Origin of the sequence: Psychrobacillus sp. FSL K6-2365 (assembly GCF_038003165.1) — a bacterium.
In the GTDB taxonomy this organism is placed as follows: domain Bacteria; phylum Bacillota; class Bacilli; order Bacillales_A; family Planococcaceae; genus Psychrobacillus; species Psychrobacillus psychrodurans.
The window spans coordinates 3553642-3579090 of record NZ_JBBOOO010000001.1; the positions used below are offsets into that span (position 1 = coordinate 3553642).

Genomic DNA, 25449 nt, shown 5'->3' on the forward strand with positions numbered 1-25449 from the left:
CACGTACGCTAGTACGTCCCTTCCCTCTCTCGATTGCTCCCTCGCACTGCACTACGTCTCGTCATCCAGCGAATAGAACTAGTTTAAAAGCTCATTTTGTTTTGCTGGCATCATCATTAAATGATGTCAAAATTGTTTTGCTATCAGACTAACAAAGTTAGCTGATAAGCTGTATGTCTTAACGTTTTGCATGTTCAGTTTTCAATGTTCATGTTGTTGTAAGTTGTCGTCTTGTTTCAGCGACCTTTGTATCTTAACACCCTTTTAACAACTTCGTCAACACCTTTTAGTAAAGAAGTTGTGTAAAATATGATAACACTTTATTCTGACAAATGCAACAATAAGTTAGATTTGATTACAACCCTTTAGAACACTAGCTTCATAGCACTACTATAAACTTAAATTAGTCTATTTTTTTAGTATTAAACTTTATGAGTTTAGTTTAACTCAGTATATTATATCTTCTTATTTGTATTTCATCATAAACTTAAATACGTTTAAGCCACCCAATTCTTTTACATGACAACCATTCCCTAATTAATAACTCTCTTTATAGAAGAAACAAAAAAAGAGAGGCAAGATGCCCCCTCTTTGTTGAAACATTTTATAGGAAAATAAAGTAACAAAGGAATATTACCCATAGTCCATACATAATTGGATGTATTTCTTTAATACGTCCAGCAACGATCATTGTAATTGGGTAAAATAAGAATCCAATTGCGATACCTGTTGCAATAGAATATGTTAATGGCATTGCAATAATTACGAAGAATGCAGGCACTGCAACTTCGAATTTCTTCCAATCTATATTCCCTAAGGAAGATACCATTAGCACACCAACTATTATTAATGCCGGTGCAGTAACATAAGAAGTAACTACGCTTAATATTGGATAGAAGAATAATGCCAATAACATTAATACTCCTGTCACTACTGCTGCAAATCCTGAACGAGCACCAGCTGCTACACCCGCAGTCGATTCTACATAACTAGTAGTAGTAGAAGTTCCTGCTACCGCTCCAGCTGTTGTAGCGATTGCATCTGCTAGTAGCGCTTTACCCGCACGCGGTAATTTGTTATTTTTCATCAACCCAGCTTGGTTTGCTACAGATATTAATGTTCCAGCTGTATCAAAGAAGTTTACAAACAAGAAAGTGAGTACTACAACTAAGAATTGCGTTGTTAATAAAGAAGTTGGATCGTTAAAAATTGGATCAAGTGCAGCCCCAAATGTTGGGCTGACATCTGGAATACTACTAACGATTCCAGTTGGTAATGGTACTAGGCTGAAAATCATCCCAACGATTGCAGTAATTAGCATTCCGTAAAAAATTCCGCCCTTAACGCCTTTTACCATCATAATTACAGTAATTACGAGACCAAAAATTGTTAATAATATATTAGGATCTGTTAAGTCTCCTAGACCTACGATTACAGAAGGATCACTAATGATAATCTTAGAGTTTTGCAAACCTACGAAGGTTATGAATAAACCAATTCCAGCGCCAACTGCAAATTTTAGCTCCGTTGGAATTGCATTAATAATTGTTTCACGAATACCGGTTAAAGAAAGAAGAATAAAGATAATACCTGCTACAAAAACTCCGGTTAAAGCGATTTGCCACGATATCCCAAAATCCAAAACAACTGTAAAAGCAAAAAATGCATTTAATCCCATTCCTGGCGCAAGTGCGATTGGGTATTTTGCTAGTACGCCCATTAATATAGAACCAAGACCTGCCGCTAGTGCAGTAGCTGTAAACACAGCTCCTTTATCCATATGCATAAAATCAGGTAATCCTTCAACCGACTCAAGTGATAGTATCATTGGGTTAACTACAAGAATATACGCCATTGCTAGGAAAGTTGTTAAACCACCAATAATTTCACTGCGATAGTTAGTTCCTAATTCTTCAAACTGAAAATACTTTTTCATAATTTCCTCCAGTTATTGTCCGTATAACAGAAAAAAGCAGACGACTAGTGAATCAGTCGTCTGCTTTAGTATCTCTAGTAAGGGAAAAATTATTCTTCTTCCACTTAATCGTAGTCGAATCATTTACGGTGATTCGGTAGAGACTTTTGGGCCTTATTCCCAACGTTATACGACGACATAATTAAATTATGTTAGTAATATAACATCATTATTTTAGAAAATCAATACAGAATCCGAACATTATTCAAATAAACAACAAAATAGTTCGTTAATATGTTAATTCTAAGAGTTCAAAAAACAAAACACTGACGTATATTTCAGCCATAGTATAATAAATGAATCTGACCGATAATCTCAATTTCGTATAGAGGGAGTGTGAATAATGATAAAAATCGAACGACTATTGTCTATACTAGTTGCCTTGTTAAATAAAGAAGTAGTTTCAGCCGATGAACTAGCCAAAAAACTAGAAGTAAGTAAAAGAACGATTTATAGAGATATTGAATCATTAGGATTATCTGGCCTCCCAGTCATAACCATTCATGGTCGAAATGGAGGTGTTGGACTGATGCCATCCTACAAGATGGATAAATATTTGTTTTCAGATAAGGAGAAACTAAAAATTATAGAATCTTTAAGAATGCAACATAATATATTACAAGAGGATAACCAAGTTCTCATTGAAAAGCTAGAGAATTTAAAGGGTGATGAATCTTTTAGTAACCTTTCCTTCTACTCTCCTACCATCCATAGAACAGAAATAGAACAAGAGACCAAAGAAAAGCTAACTACTTTAAGAGGTGCCATATCACAGAAAAAAAAGTTAAAAATAAAGTACATTTCTTTAAATGGAGATATTACTAGCCGCGTTATTTCTCCTAGTAACATAGTTCTAACAAATGGTAGTTGGTATTTGGAAGCGTATTGTGAAAAAAGAAAAGATAGAAGAATGTTCAAACTTACTCGAATTAGAGAGCACCTCTTAATAGATGAAAAATCTATCCAAAGTGAAGGAAAAGAAATTGACTTAACAACTATTTACGAGCAGGTTGAGTTAATTTTCCATAGAAATCAATTAGGGAAATTATATGATTTTTTTTTGGATGAAGAAATTGAAATACAAAATAATTATATAAAGGTCAATTTCAAATATGATAGCAATAGAAATCTGATTCCTTTTTTATTAATGTTCGGTAGTACTGTTGATGTGATTAACCCACAAACATTGAAACAAGAATATTACAATGAATTGAATAAAATCCACAAAAAAATAAATGATGACAATCAGTTGTCATATATACCATGATATATTCCTTTTAGAAGGGTGGAGATTTTAAGTGAAAGATACTAAAGTAATCTATGGAAATAAGGTTAGAACAAACAATAATGATAGTAGTATATTCTCGAAGAAGTGGGAGGAATTTTTACAGAATAAAGTAAATAGCGATATTTATGCAGTCTATAGTAACTATGAAAGTGATTTTACCGGTGACTTTGACTTTATGATTGGAACGGAAGAAATGGCTGGAGAAGATAGCATCACTATTGATAATGGAGAATATTACGTTTGGGAAGTAGAATCTAAAGATCTTAATGGCGTTGGTATGGCATGGAAAGAAATTTGGGAAAGTGATTTACCGAGAGCTTATAAAACGGATTTTGAAATTTATAAAACTAACGGAAGTATAGCAATTTATTTATCTGTTTTACGTAAGTCATAAAAAATAGCCTTGTGTCCTTTTGCAATATGGGCACAAGGCTATTATTAATTAACTATTCCCATTAATAGTAGCTGGGGCTTACACTAAATGTCATACACTACGAGGTTAGTGTGAGGTGATACTACATTAAATCGAAACAATACTTGCGGAGTTTCAGGTTACATATATTGCCGGTAGAGCGTAGTACTCCCTAAGTCATGAACGAAGCAACCAATCGAGGATGGAATAGTTGCAAAAAGATTTCTCATTATAAGAAAAAGTAAATTGTTGGAAGAAAACTTTAATGATACACTTGAATCATAGGTGTTATTTACTTTATTGGAAAAGTGGGGATGGCGATATAAAAAAAATATTATCTTTCATGGATTGGGGCATATTTGCCCTGCGTTTATACCATTATATTTTGCTATTGTCCCGGTTTTTCACAGAAAGTGAGCTTTCGAACAGAATATTGTTAAACTTCATCTGGTTGATGATAGCACTTATCATCCCTATGATATTTTGGTTTCCTCAACGAAGGATGAACAAAGTCTGGTTCTGCATACTGGAGCTATTGCTAGGTGGTTCTTATTATGTGAATTCTGTCTTCGATCCGGATTTGACATCAAAAGCAGACTACTTGTTACCGAGCCTTACAATGGGATACTTATTGACTAAGCAGACGTTCTGGATCATTCCTGCGGTTACTTTGATTCCTTTTACCTTTCAGTCTTTCTTAAGATTACCTTGGGAACAAACCCTGAGTATCGGAGCAGACAATCTGTTATTCTGCTTCATCGGCTTATGGGTAAGCTTAATAGCCAAAGCGTATTATCAGAAAGATGAACTGGTAGCTGAAGTGGAGCAACAAAATAAGCTGTTAACCCACTATGCAGATGAGATTGAGAAGATGACTTTACTTGAAGAGCGCAACCGTATGTCCAAGGAACTTCATGATACACTGGGGCACTCCTTTATCTCACTCATTATGAGTCTTGATGCTTCCATTGCCCTTTTGGATCGCAAACCTACCGAGGTAAAAGGTCGGTTAATTCGTTTAAGAGCATTAGCTGAACAAAACCTGGACGAAATGAGAAACATTGTCCACGAGATGGGAGAAGAAGAGGAGTCGAATCTTACACGACAAGTTGAGGCGCTTGCGGTCAGTTTCCGGGAGTACACTGGAACAGTCCTCACTTTGAGTCTGTTTGGAACAGAGCAGCCGATGCGTTTTGAAGTGCGACAAACTATCCTTCGAGTCATTCAGGAGTCTTTTACAAACGCACTAAAACATGGAAAAGCGTCTCAACTGCATTTGGAGCTTCGATTTTCCAAGTCCAATTTGCAATTGTTAATTCAAAATAATGGAAAACCGATTGAAAACAATTTGGAATATGGCTTTGGCTTGACTACTATGAAACATCGAGTTGAGCGATTGGGAGGTAGACTGTTTGTGTCACCTAAAGTGGGAAATGCAGCAATCACCGAAGTCAGTTGTGAAATTCCGCTGAAAGGATTGATGCTGCATGGCGAAAATTAAAGTGTTGCTTGCCGATGATCAGGAATTAATTCTGGAGAGTCTGCACATAGTACTCTCCATGGAAGAAGATTTAGAAATTGTCGGGTTAGCCAAGAATGGCGAAGAAGCAATTAAAGGCTGTGAGCAGTTTCGGCCAGATATTGTGCTGATGGATATCAATATGCCGGTCATGGACGGCGTTGCCGCAACTGCCCTGATAAAAGAACGGATACCTGCAATCAAAGTTATTATGCTGACCTCCTATCGAGAAGTAGAGTATGTATTGACAGCATTAAGCCATGGAGCAGAAGGTTATCTGCTCAAAGCTATTCATCCTAGGGATCTGGCTGCAGGCATACGGGTAGTTCATGCGGGAGGGACTTTAATCACTCAGGAGATGGCGAGTAAAATGATTAAAAGTATGAACAATAACTCCTCCACAAAAAGTAATGAATACGGACTCAGTACCCGTGAAATTGAAGTGCTGCATAAGCTGGCTTTGGGCTTGCGCAATCAAGACATTGCTGAGGCACTATTTCTTAGTGAAGGAACTATTAAAAATTACATCTCAACCATTTATTCGAAACTTAATGTGAGTGGAAGGCGTGAGGCCGCCCGTAAAGCCCGAGATTCCGGAATCATGGATCATTAAGAAACCGATATCTATGAAGCTAGCAACTTATTATTGTTGCTGGCTTTTTTGGTCATGTTTAAATAATGACAAAAGCTCACTTTCTCTTTATGACTTTTTCAGCCTATACTCATAACTATCAAGCAATAGAGGAGCTGAAGCAAGAATGAAGAAAACGTCTGCACACAAAGTGAAGCAGCAGGTTGGTGGGAAATTAAGTACATGGAGTCGATTTTGGCGCTTTCCAATCATCTGGATGATTGCAGGGTCAATCGGTATTATTCTCGTGGATTCACTATTCCGTGCTCTAGCAGAACAAGTAGAGGGAATTTTTTCCCTTCTTTTGACATTAACAGCGGGTTTTGTTGCCATTATGGTCTACAAGCTTACGATGAAATACCTGGCAAGTCGGTCAACTCCAGAGATATCAACACACCGCATAGGAATTGAAGCTGGCATGGGATTACTAACTGGGGCAATCTTTATCATAGTATCCACTTTTATAATAGTTGCTATGGGAGGTTACTCCTTTCAATGGGCGAGTGCGGATATGGGTTCTGTTCTTATATCCTCCATTGAAGCAGCTTTAGGCGCAGCCATTATTGAGGAACTCATCTTTCGTGGGCTTATGTTCCAAGCCATCAGTAAATTAGCAGGAAACTGGCTCGCACTCGCTGTGACCTCACTATTCTTTGGAGTTGCCCATCTTGGAAATACAGGGGCAACACTTTGGAGCTCGTTCGCCATTTCTATAGAAGCAGGTCTTCTGCTCGGAGCAGCATTCATGTGGCGACGGAATTTGTGGTTTGCCATGGGACTGCATTTTGCCTGGAATGCATGTGAGGGTTTACTTGGTATTCCGGTTTCTGGACACTCTTCAGTCGGTCTGTTTACTGTGAAAGTAAACGGTGCTGAACTTCTCACGGGGGGGGATTTTGGACTCGAGGGCTCTATTGTGCCGGTTATGATCAGTCTTCTGATAGCCACTCCCATGCTGATTGGCTATGTACGGCATCGGGCAACATTAGGGAAGCTTTGAAACTAAAAAACATGCTAAAACAGAGGGATAGAATCGTCCAAGTACTTGGGTATATTCTTTTTTTAAAATCAGCATTTAGTTCATTTACAAAATAATTGTTCACTAATTAGTCACCCAAAAAAGAAAAACCATTCATAAACACGAAAATAAAGTGTTACACTGGTTTTTCTTTTTCATCCTATATATTTCTGTTTGTTTTATAAACTATGTTAGTTCCTTATATCAGAGTGAGGTATCTCACAAATAATATTGTTGTACTTTCTACTGATTCTATAAGACGTTCATTAATGCGTTCTGTACAAACTCCCCCACGATAAGTTATTACTGTTTCAATTATCCAAATCTAGCAGTTTGGATTTTTTTTTTAGTTTTTAAAAGTGGTTCAGTTAACCTTGATTCCTCCCTCCTATTTTCTGTTTTAATCGAAAGACATCTAATTTTAGTCATGAAAAAAACTCTCTTCTACTTGTGAAATAACACAAATAAAAGAGAGTAATTTATGAAACCGATAGTTGCAGGTAAGTAATTATTACCTTATACGAAACCCTAAACAAGCGTTGGTATATAAGGTTTTCAAGACACTTTAATTACTAATAAAATACAGTCCTATTCCCACTCAATAGTTGCTGGTGGCTTACTCGTAATGTCGTACACTACGCGGTTAATGTGAGGTACTTCATTGACTAGACGAACACTTACTTTTTCTAGAACATCCCATGGGATACGTGCCCAGTCAGAAGTCATTCCGTCGATAGAGGTTACAGCACGAATACCGATTGCGTAATCATACGTACGTGCATCTCCCATTACTCCAACGCTGCGGATATCAGGAAGCACTGTGAAGTACTGCCAAATATCACGGTCAAGTCCAGCTTTTGCAATTTCTTCACGAAGGATGAAATCAGATTCACGAACGATTTCTAATTTTTCTTCTGTTATTTCACCTAGCACACGAATTCCTAAACCAGGACCTGGGAAAGGTTGACGCCAAACGATTTTTTCATCTAAACCAAGTTCCAATCCTAAAGCACGCACTTCATCTTTAAATAGAGTTTTTAGCGGCTCGATTAGTTTAAACTGCATATCTTCAGGAAGTCCACCAACATTATGGTGAGATTTAATCGTTTGAGCTGTAGCAGTTCCAGACTCAATAATATCCGTGTAAAGAGTACCCTGTGCTAAGAAGTCCATACCATCTAATTTAGAAGCTTCTTCATCGAATACATAAATAAATTCGTTACCAATAATTTTACGTTTTTTCTCTGGATCTGAAACACCAGCTAATTTATTCATGAAGCGTTCACGAGCATCAATTTTTATGACGTTCATGTTAAAGCCTTCTGTGAAAGTCTTCATAACTTGTTCTACTTCACCTTTACGGTTTAAGTTATGATCGACAAACATACAAGTTAGTTGGTCACCAATTGCTTTATGGATTAATACCGCAACTACTGAAGAATCTACACCGCCACTTAAAGCACAAAGAACTTTTTTATCTCCAACTTCTTGGCGAATGTTATGAAGCTGCATTTCAACAAAGCTTTCCATCGACCAGTCACCTTTTGCATGACAAACATCAAATACGAATTGACGGATTAACTCAATCCCGTAGATAGAATGTCTAACTTCAGGATGGAATTGTACAGCATAGAAATTTTTAGCTTCATTTGCCATTGCAGCTACTGAACAAGATGGACTTGTTGCAATAACTTCAAAGCCTTCAGGAGCAACTGTTACATGATCTCCATGGCTCATCCAAACGACTTGGTTTTCCGGAAGTTGTCCAAATAAAGGTGTTGCGTTTTTCACATTGATCTCTGCTTTACCATATTCTCGATGAGAAGCTTTTTCTACTTTCCCACCAAAATGCTGAGACATTAACTGCATACCGTAGCAAATACCTAAAATTGGCACACCTAAGTCATAAATTGCAGAGTCGATATGGAATGCATTTTCATCATAAACTGAATTAGGACCACCTGAGAAGATAATTCCCGTTGCATTTATTTTCTTCAATTCCTCAGCTGTAACTGTATGTGGAAGTAGTTCGCTGTATACGCCAAATTCACGAATACGACGTGTAATAAGTTGGTTATATTGACTTCCGAAATCTAGAACGACAATCTTTTCTTGTTCTTTTAACAATGGTGTTAAAGACATTAGCTCCACCTCTTCTTATAAGTAATCCAATTATACCCTCTGTCTCATTGAATGATAAAAAAACGCGTTAGAAAGCATACCTCTTTCTACGCGTTTATGTTTTCTACATCAAAAAGGTGAATGCATATGTCTGAAAAAGACATGACTGCATCCACCTTCATAGTCAAGTTGTTAATGGCAACTTGGTAGAAACATCCGAACCATATCATCGGACATATACGAGGGCAACATCGGTCATTTTATTTGACTTCAGTTTACAGGTTGTTGCTCTCAAAATCAACCGCTAAGCTGATTGATTAAATTTTCCCAACTTTCTCTCATCGATACATAATCTATACCCTCTCGATTATTACCATATAGACCTTTTTCATATGCAGCTGTTAATTTGCGCATATGTGTTTCTCCAAAGCCTGCATCTACATATTTTGCATATGCAGATAACGTCTGTCCTTGCTCTCTTGCCATTCCATATCCATCTAATTGTTTTAACAATTGATGATACATCTTTTCAAACGTATCCCAATCATTTTTTCTCATGCGATTAACTGGTATTAATACTTTCGCTAACCACTTTCTTCGATGGTGATATGCAAACATAGATAGTAATGCCAAACCGAGTATTGTCCAAAAAATAGACGCTTTATTATTATTTACCCATTTAGCAATATTGCTCATAATTTCACTGAATCCTATAGAAACTTCCTTATCTTCTTTCTCTCCTTTTGGTTTTTCAGTAGCTTTCTCAGGAGTACTTTCAGGTGTTTCCAACTGATCTTTTTCAGTATCTATATCATAATTTAAATTGACAGAATTCGTAAATCCAATAGTTGGCTCGAACGTCATCCATCCTATACCTGGGAAGTAAGCCTCTACCCATGAGTGAGCATTATTATTTGTCACTTCGTATACTGGAAGACCATTTTCACGTTCGACTACTTCTCCTGATGCAAAACCCTTTACCCAACGTGCAGGAATTCCTTTAGAACGTAGCAAAACAACCATCGATGTCGAGAAGTTATCACAATATCCTATCTTTGTATCAAATAAAAACTGATCCACATAATCGGTATCACCTTCTGGTACCGCAGCCATATCCTGATTATAGCTGAAACCATTCAAACGGAAATACCGTTCAATTGCTTTTGCTTTATCGTATAAACTATCACTGTCAGAAGTAATAGAGGTTGCTAAATCTTTTACTCTTGTTGGTAATGTTTCGGGAAGCTGCAAATAACGATCTAATTCACTAGGTAATCCTTCTAAATCTGCAGGCACTGTTTCCCTAAGTGCTTTTAAGCTATACAACGGCTCATTGTAAGTTACATCATAGGTTCCAACAGGTGTTTCATTGCCTCCATTAAAAGTATATAGTTTTTGATTTCTTTCATTCATCGATAAATAAATTGGCTCCATTGAATCAACTTGCTCGATTCCATAAGGCTGCATAATAAAAGAATAAGCCTGGGACATATAAATACTAGCCTTTAATGATTCATCTTCTGTTCCAGGTGCTATATCAGATTCAATCGGCTCTCCCAACTCATACCCCCTAAGAACTGGAGTCTCCGGTGCTGAATTTATCCATCCTTTTGAAGTATACGTATCCTTCGTTTCAATCTTCCAATATTGCTTAGTTGGAGTAGTTGCATAAAATACTGGAGTATCATCGCTTGCGAAAGCTCCGCCTAAGCGTTCATCATTTTCCCCATATCCAACCTTTTGTGTAGCTCCTCTCACGCCTTTACCATCGTCACCGTTCGCAGCATTTGGGCTCGTTGATAATAGAAAAGGCACTGGATCCGGCCAGCTTGGACCAGCTTTTGGTAGTGCGTAGGCAAGTGAGCTACTAATTACCACTATACCTATTAAACTTCCAATTCCAGCTATTAAAAATGCACCATGAAGTTTCCCTTCTTGCTCATGAATCATTTTTTGTGCATATAACAAACCTAAAATGATAAATCCAGAAGTTAATACAATAACGATACTCTTTTCGCCACTATATGGACTAAACGTATCTAGAATTGTTATAAAAAGAACAGTAAATAGAAAGAATAACATTAAATTTTTACGTACTCTTATCCAGTAGTTTAGTAAATAAGTAGTCATCCATAATAAAATAAAAAACAAAAATGTTCGAAAGGGATCTGTAACCTGTACCCAGTCTTGACTTATAAGAGATGCAATATTTTCTTTGAACATTTCCAAAATTAACTTAAAAGATTCTACTGATAAGATAGATAAATCTGTATAGATATTTACAATTACCCAACAAATATATACTAACTTAATCGGAAATACATATACCCATTTCAATTTTAATAAATAGAATACAAATGAAATAACTAAATACCAACCAAATAAGTTTAAATGACCCGTATCTGTTAGCTCAATTACTGGCTTTAACCATTCCATCATGAGGATTAAAACAAATGAATAAACAAATACAGATATTATAGTTTGCTGTGTTTTTTTACTCACGAACGTTTCACCTCCATGAAGGCTTGGGCAAATCGATCCTTCGTAATTGGCTGTACCTGAAAACCTCTGCTAGCTGCATACTTGTACATTGCATTCTCTTCACTGGTATTTTTTTCAGTTTTGGTTTTTATGACAAAACAAGTACAAGCTCGTAGATTCGTTGCATTTTTTTGAACACTATCCATCCATTCATAAGTTAGGTTACTAGTAACATATAAAAGCGTTGTCGCATTGGATAACGACTGATCATGTAAAATTACTTGCTCTAGTGGCTTCGTTAAATCATCTTTTACTTTTGTTAAATGGTATAGTACTCGTTGTAGATGTTGTTCCGTCTGAACTTCAGGTAAAAACATTCGATCCTCTCCAACAGACAGAAACGCAGAGGATGCCTGGTGTCTTACGATTGCTTGCATAATAGAAGCAGTTAAATCGACCACTTCCTCAAACAGAGGTGAAGGAGTTCGATCAACTACTACAAACATATCCTGAGATTGACGATCTTCAAATTCTTTTGTTTTTAATGTTTGTGTTCTCGCAAAGGATTTCCAGTGAATCCATGATACCCTATCACCAGGTTGGTAAGATCTAACCCCAGTTGCCATCGATGTATCTTTCATTGCCTGAATTCTTGAAGCTGCAGCACCTTGATCGTACCTCGTTTCTATTGGTATGTAGACCATCTCAGTCAAATTAGGAAATACTAGAATGGTTTTAGGATTAGTTATAAATACTTCTTTTTTTACCCACCCGAATAGATCGCTTACTTGAATACTCGTCCCCTCTAAAACATGCTCACCACGAGGAATATGTTCTATTTCATAGGTCCATGTAAATTCTTTTTTCATACCCCAAAAGGTAAGTTGCTTCCAAGAAGCTTCTGTTGCAAGAGAAGGACTGACTTTCTCCTCCATTTGAACGTACATAAGAGGAAAACGACTTTTCCTAGTCACACGAATTGTTGCTGAGAACCGCCCACCACTTTGAACTTTGCGCGTTTCAATAATTCTCTCAACAACGATATCGGTTAACGACTTCATATATAACAGCAACGAATAGAAAGAAATAGGGATAATTAAATAAAACAAAAACCAACTCACAAATCCACCTTGAAACATTGCATATATGAATGCGATTACTAGTAGAAACAGTATGCCTATTACTCCTCGAATCTTCTTCCACCGATTAAGCAATTGCTTCATTGACTTACTTTCCTCTTAATAGGGACCGGAGTTCGCTTCACAATTCGAGCAAGCACTTCTTCAGAAGAAATTCCATCATATCGTGCTTCCGGGCGTAAGATGACACGATGTCCAAATACATAAGGCATCAAATACTGAATATCATCTGGAGTAACATACTCTCTACCATTAAGTAGAGCAAGGCCTTGTGAAGCACGCATTAGTGCAATAGATGCACGTGGACTAACGCCTAGATAAATATATGTATCCTGTCTTGTACGATTAGACAGGTCAACAATATAGTTCTTCATCGTTTCATCTACTTTTACTTGCTTCACTTGTTTTTGAAGCTCGATTAATTCCTCAAGAGAGATGACGGGTACTAATGTATCAATCGGTGATGCATGCTCTAACCTATTTAATACTTCAATTTCTTCGCTCGGATGTGGGTAGCCCATCTTTAACTTTAATAAGAACCTGTCTAATTGTGCCTCCGGTAGTGGATATGTTCCTTCATGTTCAATCGGGTTTTGCGTTGCCATAACAAAAAACGGCTTTGGAATTGGCATTGTTACTCCATCAATAGTAACGGAAGCCTCCTCCATTCCTTCTAGAAGCGCAGATTGTGTTTTCGGAGATGTACGATTGATTTCATCAGCAAGAACGATATTTCCTAAAATCGGACCTGGTCTAAATTCAAACTCCATTTCCTTTGGATTGTAAATAGATACACCTAATACATCTGAAGGTAATAAATCCGGTGTGAATTGAATTCTTTTAAAATCTGCTCCGATCGACTTAGCAAGTGCACGCACCATCATCGTTTTCCCTACACCTGGTACATCCTCTAATAACACATGGCCTTGCGCCAATAATGCTACTACAGCAAGTTCGGCAATATTTTTTTTACCAATCATTACTTTTTCTATATTTTCAATAATTGCTTCTATCTGTGCTCGTTCTTTCATTCATTCTCCCCCTCAGGTCCCCTATATATTGACTTGCGTGAAAATTTATACAATACGCTATAAGCATACCCAAAATTTGCCTTAAGTACAATACAAAGCAAAAAGTCGAGCTGTCTTTTTAATGACAGTTCGACTTTTTGTTATATATTATTTCTGCTCTATCTTATTTCCAAAAGTCATCAAAAACGGTGATTGGTAAATGACGCTTATGCATAGAACGATTATAGAAACCTTCAATTTTTTCTTGAGCTTCCTCAGGTACCGTTTTACCTTCTAAATAATCATCAATTACTTCATACGTTACTCCAAGTGCAACTTCATCTGGTAGAGCAGGCCTGTTTTCTTCCAAATCAGCTGTTGGGACTTTCGTATAAAGATGCTCAGGACAACCTAATTCCTTTAATAATTGCTTACCTTGACGCTTGTTTAGGCGAAAGATTGGGGTGATATCTACTCCACCATCCCCGTATTTTGTATAGAAACCAGTTACCGCCTCTGCAGCATGATCGGTACCAAGAACTACCCCATTATGCATAGCTGCAATAGAGTATTGAGCTTTCATACGCTCGCGAGCTTTTTCGTTCCCTTTAGCGAAATCGGATAGGATGATACCGGCATCTTCTAAAGCTTTATCGCTAGCATCTACTGCTTCTTTTATATTGATCGTCACTCGTTTACTTGGTCTTATAAAATCGAGTGCATCCTGACGATCTGGTTCATCAAATTGAACACCATATGGCAAGCTTACTGCTATAAATGAATATTTATCCTCACCAAGCTCTTTATTTAATTCGTCTATCGTGAGCTGTGCAAGTTTACCAACTAATGTAGAATCCTGACCACCAGAAATACCTAAAACCATACTAGTTAAAAATGGGTGTTTTTTTAAATAGTCCTTCATAAAATCGATACTAATACGTATTTCTTTTTGTACATCAATGGTCGGGTTCACTTTTAACGCTGCTATAATCTCTTGTTGTTTAGCTGACATTAATACCTACCTCCATTTTGATCAATAAAATTGTGTTCCATCTCCTTGATCTCTTGAATATTACGCATTTTATTATCCCAACATTTTTGACTTAAATCCACTGGATACTCCTCGGGATTTAGTGAACGTTTATACTCTTCCCATAATAAATCAAGGTTATCATGAGCGTATTCTCGAACCTTGGATAACTCAGGTATATCATAGATTATTTGACCATTTTCGATCACTTTTACATGTAAATCCCTTGCTTCAAAATTCGTCACAAACTTAGAGACAAATGTATGCACTGGATGGAACATCTTTAAACGTTCCTCATGCGTAGGATCCTCGTCGTGCATCGTAATATAGTCGCCTTCCGCTTTCCCATTTTCTTTATCTATAATTCGATATAGTTTTTTCTGACCTGGAGTTGTAACCTTTTCAGTAGTAGAAGAAATTTTAATCGTATCTTCCATTACCCCAGCTTCGTTTTCTATCGAAACAATTTTATAAACAGCTCCAAGTGCTGGCTGATCATATCCAGTTATTAGCTTCGTACCAATACCCCAGCTATCAACCTTAGCTCCCTGTGCTTTTAGGTTTAGAATTGTATATTCATCCAGATCATTGGAAACAACAATTTTTGCATCATGGAATCCGGCTTGATCTAACATTTTTCTTGCTTCCTTCGATAAAAAGGAAATATCACCTGAATCTAGTCGAATACCGATGAAGTTAATCTTATCGCCAAGCTCTTTTGCCACTTTTATAGCTGTTGGCACTCCCGTTTTCAACGTATTATATGTATCCACTAAAAATACGCAATCTTTATGTCGCTTCGCATAAGAATGAAAAGCTTCATATTCATTTTTATATGCTTGTACTAGCGAATGAGCATGCGTGCCAGTAACAGGAATTCCAAACATTTTCCCAGCACGAACATTACTAGTTCCATCTATCCCGCCTATGTATGCAGCTCTAGTACCCCAAATGGCCGCATCCATTTCTTGCGCACGCCTTGAACCAAACTCCATTGCAACTTCATCTTTTATCACCTGTTTAATTCGAGATCCTTTTGTCGCTATCAACGTTTGGTAATTGACAATATTAAGTAAAGCTGTTTCCACAAGTTGTGCTTCCGCAAGCGTTGACTCAATTCTAATAATCGGTTCGTTTGGGAATACAAGCTCACCTTCTACCATTGAATACACATTTCCAGTGAAACGAACAGTACGTAAATAAGCTATAAAGTCTTCTCTATATCCAAGCTCATCTTGTAAGTAAGCTAAATCACTATCGGTAAAATGAAAGTTTCGCAAATAATCGAGACATCTTTCCAGCCCCGCAAAAACTCCATAACCATTACCAAATGGAAGTTTGCGGAAAAATAGCTCAAATACCGCTTTTCGTTCATGCATATTATCTGCCCAATAGGCCTCTACCATATTTATTTGATATAAGTCTGTATGTAATGCTAAACCGTCATCTGGATAATTTTTTTTCATGAAAATCCCCTTCTCCATAACTATTGAACTAAGTATACACTATTTACCCTTTTTCTTGGCAAGTAATCATCTCTAAGGAGTGGAGGCAAACCATTCAGAGAAACACATACTTAGAAGAGCGTTAATGACACAGATTTTGTTGCTTATAGAGTGTAGCGTATAATTTTATGGCAATATGCCATCACGAATAAAACCAGACATCCAGGGATGACTGGTTTTTAATTTAATCGCCTAACGGAGAAATGACAGTAGCTACGTACTCCGCTATCGCATCTATTTCTTCTGCTGTAAGTGTATCCTTAAATGATGGCATTGCGCCTTTGCCGTTTATTATACGATCAATCACTTCCTCTTTGTTTTCTGCTACTGTACTATTTTGCAAGTTTGGACCATTGTGTCCATTAGCACCTTGATCTCCGTGACAAGCTATACAGCTATTTTTGTAACTAGTAAGCCCAGTATCTACACTTACCGTTACTTCAGTTTCCACTTTAGTGGCTTTACCTTTTGCCGACGCATCTATAACCTGCCCTTCTTGTAAAGCTCCTCCTAATTTAAATGTATAAACTTTGTCGCCATGCTTTGTTCCAGCAAGTGCATTCCCAGCAACATAAATAGAAATATACTGTTCGCCATCTATTTCATAAGTAACAGATGGCGCATTCGCACCTGCATCCATCATATATTCCCAAACTTGCTCTCCTGTTTTTGCATCAAAAGCTATTAAACGTCCGTCATTATGTCCAACAAATACTAAATTTCCAGCAGTTGTTAAAACTCCACTATATGCAATTGCATCCCAGTCAACTTGCCATACAATTTTGTTTGTTTTAACATCCATTGCTGTAATAGTTCCTCTCTGAGGAGCATTGGAAACAGGTGCCATAATACTTCCTATATACATTGAACCTTCCTCATAAGCGGCCTCATCTTCTTTGGAAAGTGCCACATAAGTATCATTGCCTAGTACATAAAATAGTTCCGTGTCTGGGTTATATGCAGATGGCGGCCAGTTTGCTCCACCTTGAGGACTTGGCTTTAACGTAACCGGCACATCCCAGAAAGGTGTAAAAATATCACCTATTTCACCTTCAAAGGTATTAACTAAATCTCGTTCAATGTCTTCCTCAGTTACACCTTGAGGGACAAATGCATCTCCTACCGGGAATGGTTGAGTCGCAGCTGTTTTTTGTCGTTCATCTTGAGGCACTGGTTTTTCCTCAATACCTACAAGTGGAGTACCGTCTGTACGATCTAAGAAATAAATCCACCCAGTTTTACCGGCCTGCCCGAGTCCTTTACGCATTTCTCCATCTTTTTCAACATCAAAAAGAATAACTGGATTTGCAGGATCCATATCCCATATATCGTGATGCACCTCTTGAAAGTGCCATACATACTCGCCGTTTTCCGCATTTACCGCTACTACAGAGTTGGCATATAAATTATCCCCCTCACGATTACTCCCGTCTAAATCTGGAGCGGTATTACCTGTAGCAAAGTAAATGTAACCTAGTTCTGGGTCAACTGCTGGAGTATTCCAAACCGGCCCTCCACCTGTTAACCAAGCATCATTATCTGATGGCCAAGTATCTCCATGTTCGTCAGCTGGTCCTGGAATCGTATAAAATCTCCATACTTCTGATCCTAAGTCAGAATCGTAAGCCATTACACGACCACGTATACCATATTCTCCACCAGCTACCCCAGTATAAACTTTACCGTTGTAGTATAGTGGTGCACTTGTTACTGTATATCCTTCTTCCCATTCCGCTACTGTTGTTTCCCATAGTAATTCACCTGTTTTTTGATCAAGTGCGATTAAACGTGCATCAAGCAAACCCGCGTATACTTTTCCATCGCCGACTGCAACCCCGCGCGTTGTCCACCCGCAGCATACAGTATCCATTTCTTGAGGAATTTCTGGAGTATATGCCCAAATTTGTTCTCCTGTTTTTGCGTCAATTGCAAAAATATCATTAGCCCCTGTGGCAATATACATTATTCCTTCTACAACAATTGGCGTTGCTTCACCAGAATATTTATTTTCTGCTCCAGAACCTAAGCTTGAAACCCAGGTAGGTTTTAAATCCACAATGTTTTCAGTAGTAATTTGGTTTAGCATAGAATAGCGTCTGTTGTAGTAATCTCCACCATGTGTTGTCCACTCTGTAGAAGCATAATTTACAACTGCATCATCATTTGATGGACTAGGTTCAACTTGGCCTTCTTTATCAGGTTCTTCTTTTACTGTTATGCTGGCATATGGAACTTCATCGTTTCCATCATCCGATTTTTCAAAGTTTACTACTAGAAATACCATAAAAAAAGCTACAAAAATACTTAATGAACCTATAAAGATTAGTGCGGATACCGATAATCCTCTACTTCGCATCTGACCCTCCCTCCAACCTGTTGAAATGTGCTGATTAAATAGTTTATGTTTCGAATTTGAAAGAAATGCCGTTCCTTCTGAAATCGAACCAAATAAAAAACTGTTCCAGAGTTTAGACCCTGGAACAGTTTTCTTTATAATATTCTTATTTAGTTAAGTCCTTGCAACCTTCATAGATTAGATCAAATAACTCTTGAATATCGTTTTCTTCTACACAGGAGAATGCTACTCGTATATCTGTTTGATTGCTTGAGATTACCCCTACACCGTATTGATCGAGTAAATGCAGTCTTAAAGTTTCAGCATCCACTGAATTTAACTTCAAGCACATGAAGTAACCAGAATTGAACGGATAGTAAGTCCAGTGCGGTGCGTACTTTTCATCCGCTAAGACTTGCTTCGTTTTTATAGCTCGCCCTTGCATGATTTGGAATTTCTCTTCTTTTTCTTGTGAAAACTCTTCAGATTGTAGTGACTCTAAAAGAATCGTTTGAGAAATATGAGATCCGCTTGAAATAGTCCCACGAATAATACCTTTTGTTTTTTGTTCTAAAGCATCTAGTGTATCTGGATCCGCTGCATACGTGATAAATCCTACACGTAATCCCCAAACGTAGTTTTCTTTCGTCGCACCATCAATTTTTACTGGAAGAATGTTCATATGGATGTCTGCTAGTAATCCGAACAATGATTCCTTAATAGAATCCTCATAAAATAATCCAAAATAAGCGTCATCTAGTAATACAACTAATTTCAATCCACCTTCAGCAGCATCCTTCAACACTTGGACGATTGCTTTAGCTTCTTCTACAGAAGGAGTAAAACCAGTAGGATTGTTAGGAAAGTTTAACAATACAATTGCTTTTTCCTTTTGCTTAGCAATTGTTTCACGGAAGGCTTCTACATGGAAACCGCCTGCTTCATTGAATAGAGGGAAAGTCTCGACACGTCCGCCTCTTCTTACTTGGAATACAGTATTGTAATTACCCCAGTATTGCTGTGGTGTTACTAATACATCACCAGCATCCATGAACAAGTCTGCAGCGATACTTAAGCCGTGTGTTAGTGCACTTGTCACAATCGGTGTGCCAATCGATTTACCTTTCATAGAAGGGTTATCTACTAAAAGTTTTTCTTTCCATATTGATCGTAAAGCTTCCTTACCTTGAGGAGCTGCATATGGATATATATCATTTGGCTTATAATCTAGTTTGTTTTGTATATGACGGAAATGCATCGGTTCGCCATTTTCCGTTGCGATTCCAATAGTAGCATTAAATCGGTGTGCTTTTTTCCCTGCTTCTGCACTTTGACTTAAAATACCTTTCGGATAGAATAAGTTTTTACCTAAATCCGATAACATATTATAAATAGCTGGATTTTCATTTTGCATTTTCTCGTTTAATTGGGCTGCTAAAGCATTCATCTATTGGTCCCTCCGAAATGTTTGATTTAAAAATATTGTACTCTATTTACCTAAAGTATAATACCCTTTCATAAATTATATCGTTCTAACCTTGTTACTGCTTCAACTCTAAAATGACAGGACAATGATCACTTCCAAGGACATGAGCATCTATAGAAGCGTCCTTTAATAAGGGGGCAAGTGTTTCAGAGGCAATAAAGTAATCAATCCTCCACCCTATATTCCGCTCTCTCACCTTACTCATATAGGACCACCAAGTGTAGGCACCCTCTTTGTCTGGATAAAAATAACGAAATGTATCTACAAATCCTTCTGAAAGTAAAGCTGTCATTTTGCCACGTTCTTCTTCTGTGAACCCAGAGTTTCCTCTATTAGACTTAGCATTTTTCAAATCTATATCCCCGTGAGCCACATTTAAATCGCCACAAATGATAACAGGTTTTATCGCATCTAACATATTCAAATAGTTACGCATTTCATCTTCCCATTCAAGTCGATAAGGAAGTCTTGTTAAATCTCGTTTTGCATTAGGCGTATATACATTCACCAAATAAAACTGGTCATACTCAAGCGTAATAATTCTACCTTCATCCTCTGAATCATTATCCCCAACTCCATATTTCACAGACAACGGTTTTACCTTGGTGAACACTGCGGTTCCAGAATACCCCTTTTTCAAAGCGTAATTCCAGTACTGCTCATACCCATCTAATGATAGTTCTATTTGACCTGCTTGTAGCTTCGTTTCCTGTAAACAGAAAATATCTGCATTTACTTCATTAAAATATTCCAAAAATCCTTTTTTCACGCAGGCTCTTAAGCCATTCACATTCCATGAAACCAACTTCATTTTATTTCCTCCAAAATAGAAACCTATGTAACTAGTTTATGTTAATCATAACAAAATCTTAGTTTAACGAAAAACAATTGGTATCCTAGGCTTTGCAGGCTATTAAATGAGAACCATAATGTGATCGGTCATCCTCTTACTTTTTAGACATCCTCAGTAATACGAATATTGCAATAGCCAGCGCAAATAATCCAAACAAAATAACCAATGAAATAGCTCCGAATGCTAGTAAACTCATATATATACCCCCTATGCAGTTTCTTTCCTTTATTATATTTCTTTATTGAAAATACACAAGGTGTCTATCGTTAAAAGACCTTAACTACAAGCATGAGTGGAGTATGTTAACGTACAAACACAATCCAGTTGCCCGCATCCACAACAATAAAAAAACCTGCTCAAGAAAGAGCAGGGTTTTTACTGTTAATATGGATCGGCTTCATGACCTTTTTTGACCGCTTGTTCTGGTGCTTGATCTCCGCCTTTATTTCCTAACGGTTTTTGAGAGGAACCATTATTTTTAGCTTGAGCAAGTCCCTCTCTTAAATGTCGCCCATAATCGGCATCCGCTTCCTCCGCTAGTGCAATCATTTTCTCTTGAATTCGCGGATCACATGCAGATAGGTCATTTACTAAATTAGAGATGAGCTCCGTTTTTTCCCATTGTTCAAATTGGCGATAAGTTTCCCCAGCTTGCTTGGTATTACTTTGACGATCGATGGATTCGCGAACTAAGTTTCCTTTTATCATAGGAGTATATTCTTTGCCTACCTGTGTTGCTTCCTTTAATCCATCTAATATAGAAGGCTCATAGTTGATATGTGGATTTTGGAAAGGTCCTCTATCTAACCGGTACGCCATCTGTCCTCCCTTTTGATTGGTTGCGACGCGCTTCTTAGGAGCATTGATTGGAAGCTGTAAATAGTTCGCTCCAACACGATGTCGCTGAGTATCCGAGTACGAAAATGTGCGACCTTGCAGCATTTTATCGTCTGAAAAGTCTAACCCATCTACGAGCACCCCTGTGCCAAACGCCGCCTGCTCCACTTCTGTAAAGTAATCCTCAGGGTTTCGATCTAACACCATTTTACCTACGGCTTTCCATGGAAATAAATCTTCTGGCCAAAGCTTCGTATCATCTAATGGATCAAAATCGAGCTCTGGATGATCATCATCGCTCATCGTTTGAACTAGAAGCTCCCATTCAGGAAAGTCACCTTTTTCAATTGCATCATATAAATCTTGTGTGGCATGATTAAAGTTCTTTGCCTGAATTTCCTCTGCTTCCTTTTGAGTTAAATTTCGTATACCTTGCTTCGGTTCCCAGTGATATTTTACGAGTACTGCTTTACCTTCATTGTTTACCCATTTATACGTATTCACACCAGAGCCTTGCATCATTCGATAATTTGCTGGAATTCCCCACGGCGAATATACAAATGTAACCATATGGAAGGACTCAGGTGAACTAGCACAAAAGTCAAAGAAGCGTTCAGAATCCTGAATATTCGTTACAGGATCTGGCTTAAACGCATGAATCATATCTGGGAACTTTATCGCATCACGAATAAAGAATATTTTTAAATTATTCCCTACTAAATCCCAGTTTCCATCCTCTGTATAAAATTTAACTGCAAATCCGCGTGGATCACGCAATGTTTCTGGAGAATGTCCTCCATGAATAACGGAAGAAAATCTAACAAATACAGGAGTTTTCTTTCCTTTTACCTGAAACAGTTTAGCTCGAGTATATTTAGAAACTTCCTCGTCCCCAACAGCACCGTAAGCTTCGAAATAACCATGCGCACCTGCGCCCCTTGCATGTACGACGCGCTCTGGTACTTGTTCCCTGTCAAAGTGACTAATTTTTTCAATGAAATCATAGTTTTCTAAAGTTGCTGGCCCTCTGTTTCCGACAGTTCTAATATGCTGATTATTCGTTACAGGATGCCCCTGTCTATTAGTGAGCGTATCCTCATTTTCCACATTTGTCTCGTTATTTGGTTGCTCTTCTGCCATTCTTCATCCTCCTAAACATTATAGATAGAATTTACATTCCCCTATATACTGTCCAGAACGATGAGTAAATATTCCAAAATTACATAAAGCTTGCTATCGAAAACGCATACTTTCTCCAAACTGATACATGAATAGGTTGTTCTACGTTCCTTTTACTACTTACATATGTTTGAAGATTTCCTTTAAATTTTAAGGTTAATGCTGAAAGTTGTTCAAAGTGATGCGGTTGTGCCAAAGGTGGCGCAATATGAAATCGCGAAGATGGACATTCTTTCATAATAGTAGCGACAAATTGAGAACAAAAGAAAGCATTCTCACGTTCCATTTCAATATTTACTGCAACTAACACCAAACCTATTAGATTATATTTGTATAATTGCTTTTGCTGTTCCATTTGGCTAATTTTACTCTTCATCCGCATATATTCAGAATCTGTAACTTCGCACTCATAAATGGCGCAGGTAGCTCTTTGGAACAGTCCTTCAACAGGATTTTCCTTTACGAAACCCCCATTGAATGGATTATGACTACTTTTCCGACCAAAGCTATACATTTCATTTAATTCTTCATCAAAAGCAATAGAAGCATGGTTTAATTCTTTTCTTGTGTACATGCCAATCGCCTTCGAAAATAGTGTACCCGTATTGCTAAGAATGATATAAATCTTTTTCCCCATTTTTGCCACCTCGTTCATAAGAGACATTTTTGCCTCTTTTCTATTATTTTAATCATGCTCTATCTGCTAGTTATTCCATACGTACTTAAGGTGGAAAATTACTAAGACCTAAGACGTATATGATTAACATTTAGATTCCTAGTTAAATAGGGGCGAAAAAAATAGTCTTCTTTGAATGCTATACTTTCCATCCATTTTGTATATCCGCTTAAAATAACCGGAAATTTATAATAAACTTAAAGAGCTATCTAACCGCAAAAAGACCAATATCTAGACTTAGATTTAGTATATACAGATGAATATGGAGATTTACTTATTCGTGTAGTTGGACCATAAATCTAATGAATTTCTAGTAGAAAAATGGTATGAAGTAGTAAAGGAAATGAAAGCATACATTATTGACATAATCCCAATCGCTGTTCACTTTGGTGGAAGATCCACATTCTAGCATGATGGGAGATAGCCCTGATAACTTTGCTATCAATAATGATATGCAAATGTCGGATGTAGAAAATTTAATCGTTTGTGGACACCATACAAATGTTGGTATGTTAAGGTATGGTCGAATACTTAAAAAAACGTCGTTTTTACATTTTTGCACGGAATGTGTTATATTAATAACGATTCTATATATAGAAGGAGGAGATTCTATGCCAAACATAGGAATACCCGGTTTAATACTTGTATTAATTATTGCTTTGATTATCTTTGGTCCATCTAAATTACCTCAATTAGGCAAAGCAGTTGGACAAACATTAAAAGAATTCAAAACCTCGACTCGAGATATTATAAATGATGAAGAAAAAGATGATAAGAAAGTCGAAGCATCTGAAGTAAACCTAGACAAGAAATAAAACTGGTTGGTCCTGACATCCGTCAAGACCAACTTTTTTATTATTAAACTTGAGTCAATTCATAATCTACCTTTTCCACGATATCCGTGACAGTTACATTATTGTATCCCTTTTTCTTTCACCTGCTGGACAAAATGCTCTTTAAAGAAATTTTGTTCTTCGCTATTGAGTGATTTTCTGAATTCATGAGCATTCCTCCATTGTTTTATACATAGTGAAAATTATACATGATTAGCTTACCTTGAACCAAACTCTTTTAAGTTCGTCCATATTCCTATATCTGTTTAAAAGGAGTACTCGTATGCGTTCTTTTCTACTATTTACATATTTACAGGCACTATCTTGTATATTTCCAGTAATCATATTTGCAGCTCTAGCCCTTTCAAAATTTGTAGCTATCCCATTTATTCCTAGATACGACTTTATCCTCCTCATTTGTATAATTGGACAAGTATTTATGCTCGTTTCAAAATTAGAGACTTGGGATGAGTTTAAGGTAATTTGTTTATTTCATATTATTGGTCTTGGTTTAGAGTTATATAAAGTACATATGGGTTCTTGGTCATATCCAGAGGAGGCATATAGTAAGGTGGTTGGCGTGCCTTTATATAGCGGATTTATGTATGCCAGTGTTGCGAGTTATATTTGTCAAAGTTGGCGAAGAATGAATCTACATATGTATAATTGGCCGAAACCAATTTGGGCAGTTGGAATTAGCACTCTTATTTATTTCAATTTTTTTACCCATCATTTTACTTATGACATTCGTTGGGTTCTTAAATGCTTACTTTTAATCATCTTTTTCCGCACAGTAGTAACTTTTCAATTGAAGGAAAAGGTTTTTAAAATGCCCATGATTCTCGCGTTTTTATTGATTGGTTTTTTTATTTGGATCGCTGAAAATATCGTGACCTTTTTAGGAGCATGGCAATACCCTAACCAAGCGGAAACTTGGTCTCTCGTCCATATCGGGAAAATTAGCTCGTGGTTTTTACTAGTGATTATTAGCGTAATTATCGTTGCACAATTGAAACGAGTGAAGAGTCGTACTTTGTGATTGTTGTTTGGTTTAGGTGATTGATTATTGTTCAGCATTAATCGATTTCATCATCATAAAAACACTGCCAAGAAGGCAGTGT

At 37.2% G+C, this 25449-nt stretch carries 19 protein-coding genes and 2 riboswitches; of the genes, 7 read left to right on the top strand and 12 right to left on the bottom strand.

The features are described from left to right. Positions 1-604: 604 nt before the first annotated feature. Positions 605-1936, bottom strand: a complete 1332-nt coding sequence (locus MKY29_RS17885; protein ID WP_241600174.1) for an NCS2 family permease — start codon at positions 1934-1936, stop codon at positions 605-607. A 91-nt stretch (positions 1937-2027) separates the two neighbouring features. Next, positions 2028-2129: riboswitch (purine riboswitch) on the bottom strand. Between the two features lie 189 nt (positions 2130-2318). Between MKY29_RS17885 and MKY29_RS17890 the strand changes: the two genes are divergently transcribed. The 5 genes from MKY29_RS17890 to MKY29_RS17910 all read left to right on the top strand — a co-directional run bounded on the left by MKY29_RS17890 (position 2319) and on the right by MKY29_RS17910 (position 6825). Then, positions 2319-3242 carry a helix-turn-helix transcriptional regulator gene (locus MKY29_RS17890; RefSeq protein WP_241600176.1) on the top strand — a complete coding sequence of 308 codons (924 nt, stop codon included), beginning with the start codon at positions 2319-2321 and terminating at the stop codon, positions 3240-3242. A 31-nt stretch (positions 3243-3273) separates the two neighbouring features. Beyond that, positions 3274-3657, top strand: coding sequence for a GyrI-like domain-containing protein (locus MKY29_RS17895; RefSeq protein WP_241600178.1), 384 nt, complete (start codon positions 3274-3276; stop codon positions 3655-3657). A gap of 361 nt (positions 3658-4018) precedes the next feature. Beyond that, on the top strand, positions 4019-5176 hold the full coding sequence (locus MKY29_RS17900) for a sensor histidine kinase (protein WP_340880421.1): 1158 nt from the start codon (positions 4019-4021) through the stop codon (positions 5174-5176). After that, a complete protein-coding gene (locus tag MKY29_RS17905; protein ID WP_241600182.1) occupies positions 5163-5807 on the top strand; it encodes a response regulator transcription factor in 645 nt (214 codons plus the stop codon). The genes MKY29_RS17900 and MKY29_RS17905 overlap by 14 nt, the downstream gene beginning before the upstream one ends. 145 nt (positions 5808-5952) lie before the next feature. After that, complete coding sequence (locus MKY29_RS17910) at positions 5953-6825, top strand: CPBP family intramembrane glutamic endopeptidase (RefSeq protein WP_093496740.1); 873 nt, start codon at positions 5953-5955, stop codon at positions 6823-6825. A 606-nt stretch (positions 6826-7431) separates the two neighbouring features. On the opposite strand, the gene guaA is transcribed toward MKY29_RS17910, so the two are convergent. The 11 genes from guaA to MKY29_RS17965 all read right to left on the bottom strand — a co-directional run bounded on the left by guaA (position 7432) and on the right by MKY29_RS17965 (position 23456). Then, the gene (guaA, locus tag MKY29_RS17915; protein WP_090569118.1) at positions 7432-8985 is read right to left on the bottom strand and encodes a glutamine-hydrolyzing GMP synthase; all 1554 of its coding nucleotides are present in this window, start codon (positions 8983-8985) and stop codon (positions 7432-7434) included. A gap of 140 nt (positions 8986-9125) precedes the next feature. Then, positions 9126-9227: riboswitch (purine riboswitch) on the bottom strand. Between the two features lie 34 nt (positions 9228-9261). Further along, the gene (locus MKY29_RS17920; protein WP_340880422.1) at positions 9262-11466 is read right to left on the bottom strand and encodes a transglutaminase domain-containing protein; all 2205 of its coding nucleotides are present in this window, start codon (positions 11464-11466) and stop codon (positions 9262-9264) included. After that, on the bottom strand, positions 11463-12668 hold the full coding sequence (locus MKY29_RS17925; RefSeq protein WP_093496738.1) for a DUF58 domain-containing protein: 1206 nt from the start codon (positions 12666-12668) through the stop codon (positions 11463-11465). The genes MKY29_RS17920 and MKY29_RS17925 overlap by 4 nt, the downstream gene beginning before the upstream one ends. Then, positions 12665-13615 (bottom strand): AAA family ATPase, encoded by a 951-nt coding sequence (locus MKY29_RS17930; RefSeq protein WP_093496737.1) that lies wholly within the window; start codon positions 13613-13615, stop codon positions 12665-12667. The genes MKY29_RS17925 and MKY29_RS17930 overlap by 4 nt, the downstream gene beginning before the upstream one ends. Before the next feature lie 163 nt (positions 13616-13778). After that, positions 13779-14606, bottom strand: coding sequence for an ammonia-dependent NAD(+) synthetase (gene nadE, locus MKY29_RS17935; protein WP_090569109.1), 828 nt, complete (start codon positions 14604-14606; stop codon positions 13779-13781). After that, the gene (locus tag MKY29_RS17940; protein WP_093496736.1) at positions 14606-16090 is read right to left on the bottom strand and encodes a nicotinate phosphoribosyltransferase; all 1485 of its coding nucleotides are present in this window, start codon (positions 16088-16090) and stop codon (positions 14606-14608) included. Before MKY29_RS17940 ends, nadE begins: the two co-directional genes overlap by 1 nt. 223 nt (positions 16091-16313) lie before the next feature. Continuing rightward, entirely contained in the window at positions 16314-18485 is a 2172-nt protein-coding gene (locus MKY29_RS17945) for an outer membrane protein assembly factor BamB family protein (protein ID WP_340880423.1), read from the bottom strand. A 145-nt stretch (positions 18486-18630) separates the two neighbouring features. Continuing rightward, positions 18631-19911: an aminotransferase class I/II-fold pyridoxal phosphate-dependent enzyme gene (locus MKY29_RS17950; protein WP_340880424.1), complete on the bottom strand. Its 1281-nt coding sequence runs from the start codon at positions 19909-19911 to the stop codon at positions 18631-18633. A gap of 94 nt (positions 19912-20005) precedes the next feature. Then, entirely contained in the window at positions 20006-20761 is a 756-nt protein-coding gene (locus MKY29_RS17955; RefSeq protein ID WP_093496733.1) for an exodeoxyribonuclease III, read from the bottom strand. Between the two features lie 423 nt (positions 20762-21184). Beyond that, positions 21185-22780, bottom strand: a complete 1596-nt coding sequence (locus tag MKY29_RS17960) for a catalase (protein WP_090569094.1) — start codon at positions 22778-22780, stop codon at positions 21185-21187. Between the two features lie 79 nt (positions 22781-22859). Beyond that, positions 22860-23456: a hypothetical protein gene (locus MKY29_RS17965; protein WP_139176027.1), complete on the bottom strand. Its 597-nt coding sequence runs from the start codon at positions 23454-23456 to the stop codon at positions 22860-22862. Positions 23457-24106: 650 nt separating this feature from the next. On the opposite strand from MKY29_RS17965, the gene tatA reads away from it, so the two are divergent. Both tatA and MKY29_RS17975 read left to right on the top strand, forming a co-directional pair. After that, a complete protein-coding gene (gene tatA, locus MKY29_RS17970; RefSeq protein WP_090569087.1) occupies positions 24107-24310 on the top strand; it encodes a twin-arginine translocase TatA/TatE family subunit in 204 nt (67 codons plus the stop codon). A 301-nt stretch (positions 24311-24611) separates the two neighbouring features. Beyond that, positions 24612-25367 (top strand): DUF817 domain-containing protein, encoded by a 756-nt coding sequence (locus MKY29_RS17975; RefSeq protein ID WP_093495997.1) that lies wholly within the window; start codon positions 24612-24614, stop codon positions 25365-25367. The last annotated feature ends 82 nt before the right edge of the window (positions 25368-25449 follow it).